At 36.2% G+C, this 20,120-nt stretch carries 9 protein-coding genes; all 9 read right to left on the minus strand.

All coding sequences use genetic code 11. From position 1 onward, the window contains the following. Positions 1 to 152 precede the first annotated feature (152 nt). The 9 genes from ASC72_RS06190 to ASC72_RS06235 all read right to left on the minus strand — a co-directional run bounded on the left by ASC72_RS06190 (position 153) and on the right by ASC72_RS06235 (position 20,107). Positions 153 to 1,553: a glycoside hydrolase family 140 protein gene (locus ASC72_RS06190; RefSeq protein WP_056188538.1), complete on the minus strand. Its 1,401-nt coding sequence runs from the start codon at positions 1,551 to 1,553 to the stop codon at positions 153 to 155. 109 nt (positions 1,554 to 1,662) lie between these two features. Further along, entirely contained in the window at positions 1,663 to 4,821 is a 3,159-nt protein-coding gene (locus ASC72_RS06195) for a DUF6298 domain-containing protein (protein WP_056188447.1), read from the minus strand. A 313-nt stretch (positions 4,822 to 5,134) separates the two neighbouring features. Further along, on the minus strand, positions 5,135 to 6,835 hold the full coding sequence (locus ASC72_RS06200) for a hypothetical protein (protein ID WP_056188450.1): 1,701 nt from the start codon (positions 6,833 to 6,835) through the stop codon (positions 5,135 to 5,137). A gap of 101 nt (positions 6,836 to 6,936) precedes the next feature. Continuing rightward, positions 6,937 to 7,611 carry a DUF3826 domain-containing protein gene (locus ASC72_RS06205; protein ID WP_056188453.1) on the minus strand — a complete coding sequence of 225 codons (675 nt, stop codon included), beginning with the start codon at positions 7,609 to 7,611 and terminating at the stop codon, positions 6,937 to 6,939. A gap of 82 nt (positions 7,612 to 7,693) precedes the next feature. Continuing rightward, a complete protein-coding gene (locus ASC72_RS06210) occupies positions 7,694 to 9,397 on the minus strand; it encodes a hypothetical protein (RefSeq protein WP_056188457.1) in 1,704 nt (567 codons plus the stop codon). Between the two features lie 102 nt (positions 9,398 to 9,499). Continuing rightward, complete coding sequence (locus ASC72_RS06215; protein ID WP_056188460.1) at positions 9,500 to 11,497, minus strand: RagB/SusD family nutrient uptake outer membrane protein; 1,998 nt, start codon at positions 11,495 to 11,497, stop codon at positions 9,500 to 9,502. A 17-nt stretch (positions 11,498 to 11,514) separates the two neighbouring features. Then, the gene (locus tag ASC72_RS06220) at positions 11,515 to 14,847 is read right to left on the minus strand and encodes a SusC/RagA family TonB-linked outer membrane protein (RefSeq protein ID WP_056188539.1); all 3,333 of its coding nucleotides are present in this window, start codon (positions 14,845 to 14,847) and stop codon (positions 11,515 to 11,517) included. Between the two features lie 580 nt (positions 14,848 to 15,427). Then, positions 15,428 to 17,446, minus strand: coding sequence for a glycoside hydrolase family 127 protein (locus tag ASC72_RS06230; protein WP_056188468.1), 2,019 nt, complete (start codon positions 17,444 to 17,446; stop codon positions 15,428 to 15,430). 201 nt (positions 17,447 to 17,647) lie between these two features. Beyond that, positions 17,648 to 20,107 carry a polysaccharide lyase family 1 protein gene (locus tag ASC72_RS06235; RefSeq protein WP_056188471.1) on the minus strand — a complete coding sequence of 820 codons (2,460 nt, stop codon included), beginning with the start codon at positions 20,105 to 20,107 and terminating at the stop codon, positions 17,648 to 17,650. Between the last annotated feature and the right edge of the window lie 13 nt (positions 20,108 to 20,120).

Genomic DNA, 20,120 nt, shown 5'->3' on the forward strand with positions numbered 1-20,120 from the left:
GGTTTCTCGCAGATCTTGCAGATTTTGGCAGATCAGCGCAGATTTATTGTTAAAAAAATCTGCAGAATCTGCTTAGATCCTTTTTAAATCTGCGTGAAATTTTTGCTCGCAGATTTAGCAGATTGCGCGGATTTTTTCTAATATTATTGCGTTTAATTAGATCTCAAAATCAAAACCCAGTCATTACCATCTTTTTTAATTCCCAAAGGCTGGAACTCTTTGGTTCCTGTATTATTAATACTTCCAATTTTGATTTCTTTTCCGTTTCTTGGATTGTACCAGCTTGCTTTTACTTTATCACCAGCAATTTTTCCCATATTCACTTCCATTCTTTTCCCGTTGTAAGTGTAAATCAAAGCATAGTTTTGTCCTCTTATTGCTGCCAGATAATCATATCGTGATCCTTGGTTTGCGATTAAAGTTTCATCTGGAACTCCTTCTAAAAACGGAAATTGCAACATCAGCTTTTTAATGTAAATCATTTGTTTAGCGCCCGGGGCATTAATAGCTGAAGTCCATAATTCTTTGTTTCCGTAAGCTGGTTTATCACCTTTTCGGAACATTTGCATTACCGCATTATGTCCGTATGTATAACCTGCAGCGCCTGATAAAACCGACCAATATCCATAACGGCGAACGTCACTTGCTGTCCATTTTGGCTGTAAAGTATCGTGTAAACCATGCGGAATTCCTTCATAAGACGGCTCCCCGTCCAGCGTAGGTTTTGTTGGTTTTAATTCGAAATCTCTTAAAACGAATTTATAATTGTCTTCTTTGAAATTTGTTTTCACTGAATCCTGGTCGTATCTTCTGTGACCCGATTGAAACATATTGAAATCTAACCATTTTGCGTTATGATAATTTTCAGAAGAATCGGTTCTTCCAAAAGGATGAAAAGTCACTAACTGATCTGGATTGCTGGTTTTCAACGTACTTCCAATCGCATTCCAGATATCCATAAATTCGTTTCCGTGTGTATCACCTCCATTTAACCAAATCACGTTGGTTTTGTTTTTATAACGATTGGCCAAAAACGTTGCATATTCAATTGCTTGTTCTTTGCTAACTTTATTTCCTTTTGAAACATTGGTTCCCCAAACAGGAACCATCGCAAGGTAAATTCCGTTCTTGCGAGCTACTTCTAAAGTATAATCTACGTGGTCCCAATAGTCGTATTCTTTTTTGCTATTGAAATTATTTCCAGCCGTAATGAAAGGTTTAGAAACATCCTCGTTAATCAAAGCGGCACTTCCATAAATATTTACAGCGTTGATGTTATGCAAAACCATCACCTGAACAACATTAAATCCTTTTGCTTTTCGGTCCTTAAAATATTTATCTACTCCTGCTCTGTCCAGTTTTCCGAATGTCAGCCAACCGGTATCGCCTAACCAGAAAAACGGTTTCTCGTCTTCGGTTACAAAATAATGCTGGTTTTTTGAAACCTTAATTTTTGGCAAAGCGCCTTTTTCTGCAGATTGAGAATATCCGCTTTGTGCAGTTAGCAGAAAGCTTAGACCGAGGGCGTATAGATATTTAATTTTCAGATTCATTTTGGTTTTATTTTGAATTATTTTTTTTGCGTTTATTAGCCACGAATTCACGAATTTTTTAATTTCAGCACAATTAGAATAATTCGTGAATTCGTGGCTAACTACTATTTTATTTTTTTACTACAAAAAGTACTTTTTCTTTTATTTCAGAAGCCGGAATGGTAGCATTTTTCCCGCCTTTGATGTTTGCTTTTTTAGTGAAATTTCCGGTTGCAGCGTTTATGGCGTAAACTTCGAAATCTCCTTTATAAGCTGAAAGATCAAGGGTTACTTCTTTTTCATTTTTAATATAAAAAAGATAACTGTTTCCTTTATTTTCTAATTTCCAGATGTTGTCTGAAAACGTATTTCCTTCAACTAATTTCATTTGGCTTAAAGCCGAATAAAATTCCGGAAGCGCGATTTTTGGAATATTAGGTAATGACGCTCCTGCCATTAATGCTGGCCATCCAAATCTTGAAGATCCGTCAGTTGAATATAAAATTACTTTATCCCGATATTTTTCGCGGTATTCACGAACGGCGCGATACACCTGATCGTCTGTTTCTTTTCCGGTTTTTAGTTTTCTCGCATGTTGTCTTGGTGCTAAATTTAAACCGCCTTGTGGCGCATACGCTGAGCCGTCTTCTTTGTAATACCAGTAACGAATATCAATTGCGTCTACTGTTTTGGTTCTTTGAGCATCATTCAAAATGGCGTCCTGAACATCTTTGGTAGCACTTAAACCAATAATTCCTTTTTTGCCGGTTTCGTCTTTCCACTTCTGAACTTCATCAATCCAAAATTGCATAAAGTGAAGCGGTCCAGTATATTCGGCACTTGTCAACTGAATTACGTTGCTGTTGTCCTGAAAGTTTTCCAATGATTTACGAATAAATCCCTGATGTAATTTTCTTCTCGCAGGACTGTTAACATCATAAAACTGTTCGGCCATAAAAATACGTTTATCACCTGCATAAGGCGGCGGCTCCGGAAAACCTGTACTATTAATATTATTTGCCGAACGCCATGGAGAGCTTGCCCAATGCGCACCAGCCTCTATAATATTATGCTGAAAATATTGCTGATTGACTAATAATTGTCCTTTGGTTTCTGCCAAATCAGCAAAAAGTGATAGACGATCCCAATACCAGTCATTGAATTTTGTCAAATCATATTTACTCAATTGATCCCAAGCCAAATCTTGGCCGCTTCTTGCAAATGGCTGCTCATAAAACGGAGGCCAGACATCAGCATCAAAGCGGCGAACTCTTTCGTGATCGTCCATTCTGCGCTCGTACCATAAACCGTAGTTATGTTCTAAAGCAACCATATTATTGGTACTTAAATAATCTGTTACTTCACTGATGTTATCCGTAAGTCCGGTTCCTGTTCTTCCGGGAACAAATCTCGTAACATGAGGCAATGACTTTGATAAATCAGTATCTCTCAAACTTCCTCTCCACCAAGGCACACTTAATCTATTTCCGGCAATTACTTTTCCGTCATAAGTCAACCAGCCGTTTTGAGTCACTACTTTAGTATTGGAACTATTATTTTGTGTGGAATTTATTTTTAAATCATTCGCATTTTTTAAACCTGAAGCATTTGTATCGATTGGATTCGCTTTCGAAACTTCGGCAATCCATTCTAATAAACTCTCTTTTGGAGCCACAGAATTTTTAGTTAATTCCTGTGCTACTTCGACAGCCGGACTTGATGACGGTTCAGAACCTAAATCATAAATAAATGCTTTCACAGGAAGTTGTCCCAAGCGACTTTCTAATTGTGCGTAAAACAAACTTCTCGGGCTGATATGACCGTTTACCTCTTTCCAGTGACCATCGCCTGCCATAATTCCGCCCCAAACCCCAAAAGCCCAGTTTTGTGCTGTTGGTGGACTATACAATTCTATTTTAGATGCCGACGTTTCCCAGATCACACTATTCGCTGCTGTCCATCCTGCGCCTCTGCCGTTTTGTTCTCTATTATTATAACTTAAAGCATGTCCGTCTATATAAGTAACATCAAACAATACTCCGGTTGCCCAGCTTCCAATCGCGCCACTATTATTGAAAGGCAAGTAGGATTCGCATTGTATAAACACATTTGGCCCTGTAGTTCCAAATCCACCTACTGCAAAATCGTGGTACCCATATTCTGAATAACAACGTTGAAATAAGGTTTGTTGCCCTTCTGTATAAAAAGTATGACGTCTAAAACCACCGATTTCCGAAACGGGTTCGGTTGCGATACAATCTTCAACGGTAATTTGTTGAGCCGATTTTAATAACGCTACGGCACCACCAGAAAAATGCTTGAAATTCACTTGTTTCACCCAGGCATTCTTCGTGTTTTCGATGCTAATTCCTAACCATCTGTGTTCTTCGTCTTTTGGTTTTGACTGATCATAAGTTGATTTCATCAGAATATTTTCGATTCCGATTTCCTCAATTCTTCCTGGCCATGAATAAACTGTTGCTTTTGACGGTCCGTAAACCTCATCCAAAGTCATAGTCAACGGCGCGTTTAATGTCACTTCATTACCATTGATTTTGGTAACCACTCTGTTCCAGCTAATATCCCAATCATTTTTTTTCCATCCAACCCAACCGGTTTCGGCTCCAAAATCATCCATTTTTAACTCTTTAATCCAATTATCAGTTAAAGGTTTGGTGATGATAATTTCATCAGATGATTTTAATTTAGCAGTATTTTTTAATTGAATTTTTGTTGTTCCAAGTGGTGTATAACTTGTATTGAATTCAACGGTTTCACCCAGTTTTTTATCATCAACGCCTAAAATTCTAATGACAGCCTCTCTTTTTAATCCGGTTCCCAAAAGAATGGTTCCGTCTTCACTGTTTCCGCTTCCGCGTAAAACCACTCCCGATTTTCTGATGAATAAAGTTCCGCCGATTTTAAATGTTCCTTTGTCTAAAAGAACAGCACCGCGAAAACCTGATTTATTGGGTTTCAAATTACTCACATAATCAATTGCAGCCTGAATTCGTTGGGTTGCATCTTCTTCTTGTTTCGGAACAAAAATTTTATTCTCCACATTTGGAATTGCTTTTTCAGAAGTCCTATATCCTGCATACGAAAAATCAGGAATTTGATTTTCTTTAGCATCCATAGTAAAAGAAAGTTTTCCTTCTTTTGTTTTTACGATATCAGGGAAAGTGTTTTGGGCTGTTCCGATGTTTGCATTTAAAAACAAAGCGAAACAAAACACAAACAGTTTGTTTTTTTGAAGAGGGATTATATTTTTTAGATAAGTAAAATTCACCTTAATTTTATTTTAGATTTCTGAGTTTAGATTTTAGATTTAAAATTAGCCATTTAAGGACTAATAAATCTCTAAAATCCTACTTCGCCATCTTGTCAATTTCGACCAAGGAGAAATCACACTAGAAATTCCGCTTTGCAAATCGCCAATCTTTGTCGAGTTACGCGTGTGATTTCTCCTTCGTCGAAATGACAAACTTTGAACTTATTTTAATTTTAAATTTTCGAGTTTAGATTATTTTGAAAGTAGTTTCTCATTTGAGAATCTTGTCTCTTTGCTCTTTATTCTATTCTCTATATTCCATCTTCTAAATTTACTGCAATAACACTTTCGACAATGTATCCGTATTATTTTCAAATTTGGTCCAGTCTACTTTTTTAGTCGGATCGATTCCGTTAAAGTATTTTTCAAGATTGGTATAACCATCTCCATTTGAATCTTTATTAGCATCAGAAGCGTCATTTGGATTCAAACCAAATTTCTTTTCCCATGCATCCGGAATTCCGTCGTTATCAGAATCTTTATAAGCTTTTCCTTTGTATTCCGGATATCCGCCAACCTGATTTGGATTGGTAATAATTCCTTTTTTATACGAATCAGCTGGTAATCTTCTTTTGATAAATGCCGCACCAATTGCATTTTCTAAACCGTCTTTCGCTTCAATTTTCCCTGTCCGAACTTGTTTAATTACGCGTTCATCAACGGCATCTCTTTTTGGTAAAGTTGCTCCAACATTTTTCAATACAAATTCATATGCTTCTTCTGCCTTCATGATTGTAATATTTGGCATTGAGAATGCTTTTGGTTGTTTAATACTTTCTAAATAACCTTTGGTTTCTTCAGCTGAAAGATCTTCTAATTGTATGCCGCCGTTCCAGTTATCTGCTGTAACTTCCGGAGATCCGTCAATATAATTTCCGGCAACATATGCTCTTCCGTATGTTTTAGGTTTCATATATCCAGATTCCGGTTTTAGAATTCTGTAACGAATTGGCTGATCTGTTGGTGTTATGGGTCCCGGTTTAAAATAATTATTGATGATGTTGAACATCGAACGATAATCACCTCCGTCCAAAGAACGATTCCACCAGTTGAAAATCACATTATTTACAAAATTAAAATCACCATACATTCCGATAGAAGCATTTCTTGAAATGTTATCGGCCCATAAGTTACGCATAAATGTGCTATTTAAACCACCAATTGTACTTCCAAATGCATGATTGTAAGTATCTAAGCCTTCAGAAGAGATTGTATTTTGAATGGTAATATTACAGGCAGGCAATTTTTCCAGTTTTGATTTGTCATTTGCCTGAAACTGGTGTCGGTATAAGGAGATGTTTTCATCTAATCCCCAGCTTACAGAACAGTGATCTACAATAATGTTCCCAATAGGATTTCCGCCCAGCGCATCATCTCTACGGGTAACTTCAGTTTCACCTCTGCGGAAACGCATATGTCTGATAATTACGTCGTGTGTATCAATTTCCAATGTTTCTCCGGCAATACAAATTCCATCGCCAGGAGCAGTTTGTCCGGCAATGGTAACATACGGCGCGCGCATGCTGATGCGTTTTTTTAATTTGATGATTCCTGAAACGTTGAATACGATTGTTCTCGCTCCAACAGCTTCACAAGCTTCCCTGAAAGTTCCTTTTCCGCTGTCTTCCAAACTGGTTACAACAAATATTTTTCCGCCTCTTCCGCCTGGTGTAAAAGCACCACCGCCTTCAGCTCCCGGGAAAGCAGGAATATCGGAATGAACAAAATCTTTAGGATAAGAAGCCCAAGGCAAATACGGGCGGCCTAATTTGGCTTCCGCCTGAATCGTACTATAATTAGCTGTCCAGATTTCGGCCAGTCTTTTTTCTTCATCGGCTAAAATCGCATCAGTTTTATCCTGAAGCGGTTTTGGGATTTCTGGGTATTGTGCATACGCTGTAGAGAAGAAAGAACAAAATGACAGGATCATCATTGTTCTTTTCAGGGTGGTCTTTTGGAAATTGTTTTTCATGAGAGTTAGTCTGAAGTTTATAGGTTAGAACAGTTTGACACTATAATTTATAAAAGGTTTAATTTAAAAATGTTAAATTAACACTTATTAAAAATTAGCCTCTATTCCTTCTTTTTATTCTTTTCTCTTTCTTCAACACGTTTGTGCCAATCAGCACTTTCCTTGTTTAAATCGTAACCTTGTTTTGACAAATAGTTATTGATTCTTCCTTTGTATTTACCAAACCAGGCATGTTTTTCTTTAGAGGAACCACCATCCATTGCATGTTCTCTGGCTTCTACTAAAGCTTTATAAATGTAATCTTTTTGTTCTGCCGTTAAATTAGGCAACATATCCTGATATCCCGCATAAGTAATAGGCAAAACACCATACGTCATTCCGTCTTTTACTGCTGTAATTTTATCTTCTGATAATTGAGCTCCTAATTTTTTCAGATAAGCTTTGTGCAGTTTATCAATAGCTGTATCTGCTTTTGATTTTAACTTATCAATTTTCTCGTTTTGTTTCTCTTTTGCTAAACTGGTGTCTTCTTTAATTTTTTTGATTTCAGCATCTCTTTCATCCTGAATTTTACTTAAATCTCTAAATTGTTGTGCAATAATATCGGTTACTGCTTTTTCTTTTGCAGGATTTGCCAACTCGAGTTTTGCAACAATTTTAGAAGCTCTTTCGTTGGTTACTTTGATGTATTCCGGATCTAAATGTTGTTGTGCGATTCCATTAAAGAATACCAATAGCAACATTAAAACACTTATATTTAATTTACTTTTTGACATGATTTTTAATTTTGAAATTTCTGCTTGAAAAAAACATTCTTATTTCACGGTTTTCATCATGAAATAAGAATGTCATTTAAAACTATTCTTGTAAAGGTTTTGTTAAAGTCTCCTGGTTATTACTTAAATCTTTCCAGTCTACTTTTTTAGTCGGATCAATACCGTTGATGTAATCTTCGATGTTGGCGTAACCGTCATTGTTTGAATCTAATTTAGCATCAGCCGGATCATTAGGATTTAAACCATGTTTTTTCTCCCATTTGTCCGGAATACCGTCTTTGTCTGTATCTACATAAGGTTTTCCTTTGTATTCAGGATATCCACCCACTTGAGAGATATCAGTGATAATACCTTTTTTATAAGAATCCATTGGTAAACGTCTGTGCTCAAACTGATAGAATTCTTTTTTCTCTAGTCCTTTTGCATATTCAGGAACTCCGGTTTTAACCGTTCTTACGATTCTTTCGTCTACTTTATCTCTTAATGGTAAAGTTGCTCCAACATTTTTCAACACATATTCATAAGCTTCATCCGCTTTCATGAATGGATGAAACCATGGCATTGGGAAAGGTTTGTCAGCTTTCATTTTGTCGAAATAAACTTTCGCTTCATCATAAGCCATTAACTCTCCTTTTTTATTCTCCAGCTGAATACCGCCATCCCAGTTATCTTTGGTCACTTTATCATTATTAGCAACAATATTTCCATTAACAAAAGCTCTGCCAAAAACCATATAAGGCAATTTACTTCTTCCTGATTCCGGTTTTAAGATTCTGTAGCTAATTGGCTGAGTCAGATCCGTTACAGGTCCTGGTTTGTAATAGTTGTTCATGATGTTGTAGTTCGCTGTATAATCACCACCATCTGTTGATCTGTTATACCAGTTGAAAACTACGTTGTTTGCAAAATTGAAAATACCGTTCCATCCAATTGAAGGATTTCTTCCAGCATTATTTGCCCACATATTTCTGATAAAAGCACAATTTTCTCCACCTAAAGTGCTTCCGAAAGCATGATTGTAAGTATCTAAAGCTTCTCCAAATAAACTATTTTGGATTGTAATATTTACGGTTCCTACTTTAATATCCGGATAACCTGCACCCGGACTGTACATATGTCTGTACATAGACATGTTTTCATCTAATCCCCAAGTCGCAGAAACGTGGTCGATCATAATATTTCCAACCGGATTTCCTCCAATAGCATCGTCACGACGGCCTACGAAAGTTTCTCCTCTACGAAAACGCATATGCCTGATTACAACATCATGTGTATTAATCCAAACCGATTCTCCAGCCACACAAATACCATCTCCGGGAGCAGTTTGTCCTGCAATGGTGATGTAAGGTGCACGGATAATCAATGGACTTTTGATTCTGATAATTCCGGAAACATTGAAAACAATAATTCTGGCTCCACCTTTTTCGCACGCTTCACGTAAAGTTCCAGGTCCGCTGTCTTCTAGACTTGTAACGGTGTAAATATTTCCTCCACGTCCACCAAAAGTGTACATTCCTCCTCCTTCAGCACCAGGAAAAGCAGGAATTTCTGCCTGTGGTAAATCATTTGGTCTTGATGCCCACGGAATAAATGGCTTGCCATGTTTGGCTTCTTCTTCAATAATTACAAGTGCTTTTTCCCAGGCTTCGTCAGAACGTTTTTGAGCCTCATCCATAATAACTTTGGACTGTGCCTGAACTTCCGGAGTGATTTTAGGATACTGGGCAAAACATTGGAAACTTCCCAAAAACAATAGGAAAGCAGCCGATAAAGTGAAATTTTTCATACTAATTTTTTATTATGGTAATCTTTTTAAACAAATCACCTGTATTTTTTAGAATACAGGTGAGTGTTTTTATGTTTTAAATAACTTTTTTTGGGGCAAAAATTATTCTTGGTAATTGTAAGTTCCTGCAGCTCCATTTGCATCTTTCCATCCAACAGTTTGTTTTAACCATGGATTTTGAGCTAACACGGCCTGATTAAGACCCTGAATGTAATAATTTTGCCTCCAGTTTATAGGAGTCGCTACACCACCAATATTATCCATAGGTGTTGGAGGAGCACGGAATTCGAAATTAGCAGTATAAAAAGCAGCTAAAGCAGTAATCTGTGCTTGAAAATTCGCTGCATCAGGGTCTACTGAAATAGAAGCACGAGCAGCTGCTAACGGATCTGTACCAGCAGGACTAATACCATTTTTGTAATGTAAATAGTTTCCAACACGTTGTGTACCATTGATCGGTTCGACACCTAACTTAGCACAAGTTCCTGACTCAGCACCATATAACATCCATCTTTGAATATCCCAAAAACGTTTTCCTTCATAAGCTAGCTCTACTCTACGCTCATATAAACAAGCTTCAAAAGCCTCATATTTAGTCGATAATGTACCAATACCATAATTATTGGCAGAAGGAATTCCTACGCGATTTCTTATTTTTCCTAAATAATTTAAGGTATTTGCAATATCTCCTTTTCCTGCATAACATTCTGCAATGTTAAGTAATAACTCAGCAAAGCGGTAATCAATAATATCCGTACCTGAATACTGAAAATTGGTAGCATTACTTACAGTCGGGCTTGACATTTTACGAACAAAAGCAGGGCTTGCAACATCATTACCCATACTAAAAGCAACACCAGTTGTTGCATTTGTTGACCAACGATATGCCCATACAGTAGGCTGAGCTGCTGTAGTAAGACTATTGTTATATGTCCAGTTACTTCCGGAAAATGCAAAAGTTCTGTAAAAACGTGGGTCACGATCTTTAAAGAATAAAAAATCATTATATCCATTTGCAGTGGTAGGACGTCTACCGTCTTTCATAGGAAACAAATCGATCATTCTTTTTGGTGCTTTAACACCATTTCCTGCTACTCCACCCTGACTAGCAAGTCGAATTGATCTTTCCCAGGAATTATTTGAATTTATTGATGTTGTCCCAGACCCTAAAAGGCGAACTGTAATTGCTTCAGGATTTGCAATATTGTCATTAACATAAAACATTTTTGCCCAATCACTCGCAGAAGCACCATATAAATTATTACCTGAAGCCAATAGTTGTGTTTCAGCTTCTAAACTTGCTTTTAAAGCTACATCCCAACGTTCTGAAGATTCCCAGTTTTTATTAAACAAAGGGCTGGCATAAGTTAATAAAACTCTTGATTTTTGAGCCATAGCAGCGCCTTTAGTATAGCGGCCATAATCAGCAGCACCCCATCCAGATGTTGTAGGTAGTAAACTAGCAGCTAAATCTAAATCACTTACAATTTGAGTAACTAGTTCAGCAACTGTTGCTCTTGGAAGCTGTGTCATTGGGTTATCAGAAACTGCATCTTCAACCGTAGTTACAATTGGAACACCTCCAAAAGTACGCATTAAATCAAAATATTGAATAGCACGTAAATAGTACATTTGTCCTTTTATACGATCACGAAAAACTTGCGATAAATTAGCTCCTTTCGTATCAATACTTGACAACATAATATTACAATCTCTAATTCTATTGTAAGATTCGTTTTTGATAGCATCTGCCAGAGGAGTTCCATAATAAGTTGAAGCATCGGCAGCGTTTTCCCAAGTATAATTAGGATTGATTAAACTTTTGTCGGCGATATTATTTGAAATTCCTCCTACTTCTTCTGTATAAGTAGATTGTGTCGTACTAAATGATCCTACCACAGTGGCCATAGGCGATTTGTAGGCATCAAAAAAGTCATAATACACATTATTTACGTACCAATTTACACGTTCTTCACTTTTAAAAAATTCATCATCAAAGAAACCGTACTGTTTCTTTTCTTCCAGAAAATTATCACTGCACGAAGCGCCCAAGACAACTAAAAGTGCCAGTGTTATATATTTATTAATCTTTGCTTTCATAATAATTAAATTTAAATTTAGAATGTTACATTCAAATTAACTGACCATGTTCTAAGTGTAGGATATCTTGATATAGAATTATCATACATATTACGATAGTGATCAGGATATGGGTTATATAAATCCCAAAGATTGTTTCCTGTAACACCTAAAGTTACTCTTTGAATACCAATTGTTTTAAGAGGTTCTTTTGGAACTTCAAATCCTACTGTAAGGTTTCTAACTGTACATCTAAAATTACTAAGTTCCCAGAAATCTGATGGTGCAAAAGCAGTTCCCTGCTGACCCATATTAGGATATTTACCATTAGGATTTGTAGTAGCATCATACATATCATTCCAAAAAGTTTCGTGTCCCCAATCATTTTGAGTTGAACCAGAACTTTGTTGTACTAAATCAATAGAGTTATAACCTCCCCAAGAAGTAGCAATTTGAGTTTTAAAATAAAATGATTTATAATTCAATCCTAAATTTGAAGTAAAACCATATACTCTATTATTTTTAGCTAATTTAATATAATCTAATTGTTTCGCAATCTGACCATCAGCTGGAGCCTGAGTTTTACTTGTAGCATCATATGCACCACCTACATCCTCATAAGCCAACATCCCTTTTCTCATTAATGTCACATTATTTATTCCTAAATAATTTGGCACTCCACCAACTGCTGTTGCATTGGCTGTCAAATAATTCCAGTAATTAGTAACATCTGCATCTGTACGTAAAATACCGTCACCTGTAGAAGTCCCTTTCCATGTTCTGAATCCCCATACAGGATTGTAACTAGAATACCCCTCCTGAACTGTATTGTATGATGGATGCTGTACTGGTGCCGTAGGATATTTTTTATATTCATTATCAGAATAACTAAAATTCATTCCTATATTATAACTCAAATTTCTGTTAACTTTATCTTTCCAATTCAAGCTAATCTCTGTACCCCAAGCATTTACATCTGCATAGTTTTGTTCAGCAAAAGCACCTCCTGTAGAAATTGGAGTTCCTGCTTCTCCTGCCAGAGAAATTAGCATATCAGTAGATTTGTCGTAGTAAAAATCAGTAGTAACCTGAAGTTTACTTTGAAAAAGACCCAAATCAATACCCAAGTTATGCTTAATAGTTGAATCCCATCTCACGTCTTCATTTGGTGTTGGTCTTGGTGATATACCACCACCTAATGTTCCTCCTCCTAAACCAAACTGGTTTCCTTTATCTGGAATAACATCATAAAGAGTAAGCCAACGCCATGGTTTAATATTATCTTTTCCTGTTTTACCTATAGAATAACGCAATTTCAGGTTACTAATAACAGGAACTGCATCTTTAAACCAACCTTCATTTGAAACTACCCATCCTACCTGAGCTGATGGGAAAAATCCCCAATAATTTTGTGGTGCAAATTTTGTAGAAGCATCACTTCTAAAAAGTACCTGAAACAGATACTTGTCTTTAAAGCTATAGTTCACACGACCTAAATAAGACAAAGTTCCTGATTCTCCTTTAAGTGCTTGTGAATTAGTACTAATTACACCAGCTGTTGTATTAGTACCCAAATAATCTTTTGATGTACCTTCATAAGCTAATCTAACATTATTGAAGTTTGATTCTGATTTCTCTATACCAAATAATGCATCAACACTATGGTCTCCAAAAGTTCTTGCATAAGTAGTAAAAAAGTTTGACTGAATAATTTTATCTGTATCTGTATTATAGTAAACTCTTGAATTACGTACGTTCGTTTCATAAACATACGTAGAATTTGGGTTTACAAGATGATTATCTGCTCTTTCGTAATTTGTAATACGAGCTAAGTCATAAGGTAATTGCACTTGTTCTGAATTTGCACTAGACTGGCTTCTTGCGTAGCTTCCTTTAAGAGCTAATCCTTTAACAAATGGAACTTTATAATTTAGTGACAAATTCACATTATAAGAAAACTCCTGGTCGATTTGTACGCCACTATTTAAACTTGCGAAGTAGTTCCAACCAGCTATTGTATTATTTGCATTTGCACTTCCTAAGTTACGATCTGTACGAGCGATTGGAGATAACCAATATTCTTTGTCATTTTGAGTTACCGACCAAGGAATATATTTTGGCATGTGCAATAAATAGGCGTAATCTGCTTGCTCTCCTCCTCCAGCTGAACCAACACCAGAATCATTTATGTTTGCAGAAGCTTTAGAAAATGATTTTTGAGTATCTACAGTATTTGCAGAAATAGTAGCTGCGAAGTCAAAATCTTTAGACAATTTAGCTGTCATACCTACACGGAAATTCCATTTTTTGTAATCCTGATCTCCAAGATTGGCACCCTGATCAAAATAGGTTATACCTGCAAAATAGGTTGCTTTCTCATTTCCACCGCTGGCAGTCAATGAATGTCTTTGTTGTGTAGCAGGTTTCCATGCCTTCTTTAACCAATCATAATCTAAACCTTTCATTTGCTCTAACTCTGCATTTGAAAAATATTTAGTCTGGTCAGCTTCAAGATTAGAACTTAAAAATCTATTTTTCCAAACACCATGATCATAAGCGTTCATTGTTTTACTATGACTTACGGCATCATTGAATGCAGACTGGCTATAATATGAAAATTTTAATTTACCATCCTGGCCTCTTTTCGTTTTTACAACAATAGCTCCTTGAGAAGCACGAGAACCATAAATCGCAGCAGAACCATCTTTTAAAACAGTAATACTTTCAATTTCAGAAGGATCTAATCTGTTAAAAGTTTCTAGTGTAGCTAATCCGGTTGCTGGATCTATCTGCACCATGTCATCAATTACAATTAAAGGATTAGTTGAATTTCCATCTTTTGAAAAACCAAAGGTTTGACGGATTTGAACACTAGCAGCATCGCCAGGACGACCTGAGCCACCAGAGACATTAAGTCCAGGAGTTTGGCCTCTCAAAGATTCAGATAAATTTGAGACAGGTAAATCCTGAATATCATCTGGCTTTATTGTAACTAATGCACCGGTAATTTTTTGCTTTTTCTGCGTACCATAGGCTACTACAACAATATCATTCAATTCATTAGAATCTGATTGCATTTTATAATCAAGCTTTGTACGTCCTGCCAAAGGAATTTCGGCTTTTCTCATACCAATGTAAGAGAAAACTAATGTTGCATTAGCTTTCACTTTAATTTTATACTGTCCATCAAATCCTGTCGTAACAGTATTTTTTGATGATTTTTCAGTTACGTTAACTCCAGGAAGCAGGCCTCCTAAATCATCCGTAATAGTTCCTGTAATTGTTACATCACTTGAGCTTTGAGCTGAAGCCAAAATACTCATCAGCATAAACAAAAGAAAACTACATCTCTTTATAAGTGTTTGTTTCATAAATGTTTTGTTTTGGTTAGTCATTATTAGTTAGTTAGTTTTTGTTTTATAAAAAAATGCATTCTAAATTTAAATTAACATCTCATATGTTTAAATGTTAAAATCACATTTATTTATTTGCCTCAAAAATATAACGATTGCGAAGTTCAACCGTCCTGTGCTATCCTGCTTTAATTTTATTATTCCAAAAAAAGCTTTTAAAAAAAACCATATCTATAAAAAAATGAAGGAAAAAATATACAGAAACCAAAAATTAAGGAAAAGGTTTGAATATTCAGGAATATCTAAACCGATTTTAATGGAAAATCAGAAAATTATCTAATAAAAACTTTTATAACGTGATTAATTCGCAAAATGAATTCTAAGTTAGATCTGTCATTGAAGTAATTAGCCTTCTTTTTTACAAATATAATTCTTGTAAAAATTATAAAACCTCATTTATCCGAATAAAAAACTTACAGAATAAAATTGAATATTTTTTCTGGATACCTGTTAAATTTGCTTAAAAATTTAACATTTTTTCTGATTAATAAAAGTTAAATCCTACAAAATTAATATCCAGTCAAGACTTAAAAGAAGTTTAATGCGGCATCCAAACCGTCATTTCTGCTGCACCCTTGTTTCCCCAGGCAAAATAGGGGATTAATTTTAACTTATATGCTGCACTTTTCTTAGCAGACACAGGCTGATAAAGCTTTTTATCCCATGAACTATCCTGATCAATTAGAGAAGTTGTATTTATAGTTAGTAATTGTCTGTTATTTACTTCAATAAAATTGGTTGTAAATACTGAATTCGCATTCAAAACAACTTCATTAATACTAGTATTTGCAGGAAGCTGATCAGATTCTAAACAATAAACAATAGGCCCTCTTTTTACGGCAACCTGATTTTTAATTTCTTCTACCAATGGATTGGCTTGCATTAATTCAACCGGCATCGGAATATTTAATTCAATAACGTCGCCTTTTTTCCATTTCTGATTTACTTTTGAATAGGTTCCTGAAGTAACCTCACCCTCTACTTTTTTTCCATTAATCGAAATTACAGCATCCTGACTCCATCCCGGAATTCGTAACAGGAAAGATTGTGCTTCTTTTGGCGCTTTTACAATTTTCAGTGTAATTATTCCATCCCAAGGATAATTGGTTTGTTGCTCAATTTCGATTTTCTCGCCGTTCGGTAATGTAGTTTTTAAGGTATTGCTTCCGTATAAATTGACATATAGACCCTCTTTTGAAATACTATAGGCATAATTGTTAACCTCAGCAATAGTTCTCGTAACATTTGGAGCACAACAATTCGACAAAGCAATGTAACCTTCACGCTGTTTGCTCCATCTTTGCTTAAAAGGTAAATCTTTAGAAACATTTAGCGGATTATTATAACAGAATTTTGTTCCTTCCAAACTCATTCCTGACAAAACACTATTATAAAGTGCTAACTCCACAATATCAGCATATTTGGCGTCGCCGGTAATTTGCAGCATTCTCCAGTTCCATAATACGTTTCCTATATTCGCACAGGTTTCGGTGTGAGCCGTTGCATTCGGTAACTGAAAAGGTCTTCCGTAAGCCTGATGAATTTTCTGTACATCGGTTGGATTATAAGAAGTTCCGTCTGGAGAAACTCCGTCATATAAAGAACCGCAAGCTCCCGTAATGTACATTTTTCGGTAGGTAACATCATCCCAAATCGATTCGAGATTGTCTAACAATTTCTTTTCTCCGGTTTCTGCATATAAATCGGCGACACCGGCATACAGATAATTCGCTCTTACCGCATGCCCCATTGCTGTGGTTTGCTGTCTAAACGGAATTCTATCCTGATTATCATCTGTTCCGTCATTTGTGGTTCCTCTGATATCAATTAAATTATTAGCCAATTCTAAATATTTCGGATTTTTTGTCGTGCGATACATTTCGACAATTCCCATATAATGCGAAGGGCAAATTGCATTTCGGGCCAATTCCGGCGATGCCTTTTTGTAAAAATCATATAGATAATCGGCTACACCTTTTGCAATATCCAGAAAATTGGTTTTTCCGGTAGCACGGTAATGTATACAAGCGGCCGTCATCAAATGCCCCATGTTGTATTTCTCAAAACCCAACTGTTTTTTTACTTCTTCGGGTCCTAAAGTTCCCCAGCGTTCATCAATTAAAACCGGGGTATGAATATAACCGTCTTTACGCTGCACTTTTGCAAATAACGCAATGGCTTTATCCATTTCGGCATCTAACTTTTTATCTTTTGTAACGGCATAAGTAGCCGCCATTCCCTCAAAAATTTTATAAAAATCGCCATCATGAAACGAAGGTCCTTTGAAAGTTCCTTTACTTTCGCCGGCTGCAATTTCAAAATTTTTATAAGCGTGCGAAATCGAATCGTTATGATACAAATCCCACATATAGGGTAATGTACTTTTGGTTTCAACATCAAATTGCTCCTTCCAAAAACCATTTGTCCATTTGACATCTTCTAAACTCACACTTTGTAATTTAGAATAGGGGCTGTTTGAATTTGCCACTAAACCTTTATTCTGAGCAAAAAATGAAGTTGAAATTAAAAACGTTGATATGATGATACTCTTTTTCATTTGATTTGGTATTGTGATGATTTGGAACGCGGATGACGCGGATTGCTAAAGCAAACACAGATTATCGCGGATTTTTTTTATCTGCAAAATCTGCGTGCGAATTATTTTTTCACGCAGATTTAAAAAGATTTAAGTAGATTTTATTTTTGAAAAAAATCCGTGGCAATCCATTTAAATCCGCGTCATCCGCGTTCCTTTTTTTTATTTTACAAAGAAATTAATAGTACGGCTCATAGAATCTCCGTCAGCATCTTTAACAGTGATTACTACTGACGCAAAGCCGTTTTCAATTGCCGTAAACTGAATGTCTTTTCCATTTAAAATTACTTTTCCATTTTTAAGATCTGAGAAAGTATATACCGGCGTTTTCTCGTATCCTTTAAAATAATCAGCCGCTGAAAGTTCTTTAGTTCCACCTGAAGTGATAAAAAAATGAGGTTGTGCCATCCAGTCTAAATACTCGTCCAATTGTGTGAAACCATCTTTATCGGCATCTAAATTCGTATCAGCAAAATCGCCAGCTTTCGAATTTTCATTCAATCCTTTTGCTGTTTCCCACCAATTCGGCAATCCGTCATGATCGGTATCCCAATCTGCTGCACGTTTTTCGGTCGCATATTCACCTAAATCGCCTAAATCTTTTTCAGAATCGATCATTCCGCCTAAACCGCTTTTGCTTCCTTTATAAGTAAAAGTGCCTTTTAAGGTTTCATCTATAATTCGGTTATCGTGTTTGTCGAAAAACGGTTCGCTCGCTCCAACATCCGAAAGGACATTTTTATAAGCACCTGTCGCACTTTCTGTTTTTACATATGATTCGAAGAATGGTTTATCAACAAAAGTTTCATACTTCACAATTTCATTATGCGAAATGGTAGAGGTTCTTCCTTTTTCCTGACTTTTCTCATCAAAATAACCCTGCATGATATTTCCATCAAAATAATAACGCTGCATTCCTTTTCCAACGCCTTCATGTTGTGCATTCAACGCAAAGAAATACTTAGTTGAAGCTCCCGGTTTGTAGTAATTATTTACAAAATTAACTTCATTTGCACCTCCGTCAGTTGTTCTTTGTCCCCAGTTGTAAACGACATTATTTCTAATGTCCAGTCTTCCTGTGTAATATCCGTCGCCATTCAAACCTCCGCCAATACTCCAGTTTCTACCGTAGTTATGTGCCAATAAATTATGATGAAAACTCCCCACATCACCACCAATGGTAGCAGCAAATCCGTGCATTTTTCCTTCTGGATATTTATCATGTCCTGCCACATTCAATGCTTCAGAAATCAAAGTACGTTGCAAAGTAATGTTGTGTGCACTACGTGAACTGAAAGATTCATCAATTGTCCAGCTAATAGAACAGTGGTCAATAATACTATGATTGGCACCAGTAAGTCCCATTCCGTCATAGGTTTTTCCGCTTCCAATTCTAACTTTCAAAAATCGGATTATACCATCGTTTCCGGTTAATCCAACCGGTGCTTTACTAATCGTAATTCCTTCACCCGGAGCCGTTTGCCCTGCAATGGTAATGTTTGGATTGTTTACCACCAATCGATCTGTTAATTTTATATTTCCTGAAACATTAAAAACAATAGTTTTAGGACCAATTCCTTCGTTTACAGCAGCGCGAAAACTTCCCGGACCGCTATCATCCAAATTCGTAACCTCAACAACTCTTCCGCCTCTGCCACCTACAGCAAAACGTCCGGAACCTTCAGCGCCCGGAAAAGCCAATTGTGCCGGTTTAAATGACCAAACTGTTCCTAAAGTTGTATTTCCTTTTGCATCCACTTCGTCAACACGCCAGTAATAGGTTGTCATACTATATAAATCAGCAACTGCAAATTTTGTATCGGTTTGTTTTCCTTTAAACTCCGGTGATTTATCCGTAGCGTCTGTAACTCCTTTCAAATTTGTTCCGAAGTACAATTTATGAGCCACAGCCTCTTTTGAAGCTTGCCAGTTCAACATGAATTTTTCACCCAAAACAACATGTGCATCTGCATCTTCCGGTTTTGGAGTATGTGCTTGTTTTTTAAGATTTGGTGTATCAATTTCAAATCCGTTAATGACCAATTGCTGAATTAAACTAGCATCTTTAGAATCTAATTCAAAACGAATCACTACATTTTTACCGGTCTGAGCATTAAACACAATGTAAGCAGTTGCCGCCTCAATAGTTGAAGTTGCTCTGTTACTAGAAATTACAGTTTCTACTAATTTATTGTTTACAAATATTTTAATTGGAGCAAATGACTTTCCTTCAATCTTGTCAAAAGTATTGTGGAAAGTAAGCAATGAATGTTGTCCAGTTTTTAATCCACTAATGGTAAGTTCTAAGTTTTTATCGCTTACCAAACCGTCACTTGTTAATCGGCCGTAAAATGGTGCGTTCATTCCGACTTTAAACCATTTCGATGAAAAATTTCCTTTTAATTTGAATTTTACGTTATTAAAAGATTTCTCTGCTTCTGTTTGTTCCGTGATTGGCCATGAATTGTAATTTGGGTCACTTACTTCTTCCGCTCTTCTTCCCGAAAAATCGAAATCGACCTTGACGATTTGTTTTTCAGCTGTTTTTCCAGCCGATTGCGCCTGTCCGTTTGTTGTCAACAGCATTGACAAAACAACAGCGCTTAATAATTTCTTTATCATTGTAATTGGTAAT

It is taken from the genome of Flavobacterium sp. Root420, assembly GCF_001427905.1.
GTDB lineage: Bacteria > Bacteroidota > Bacteroidia > Flavobacteriales > Flavobacteriaceae > Flavobacterium.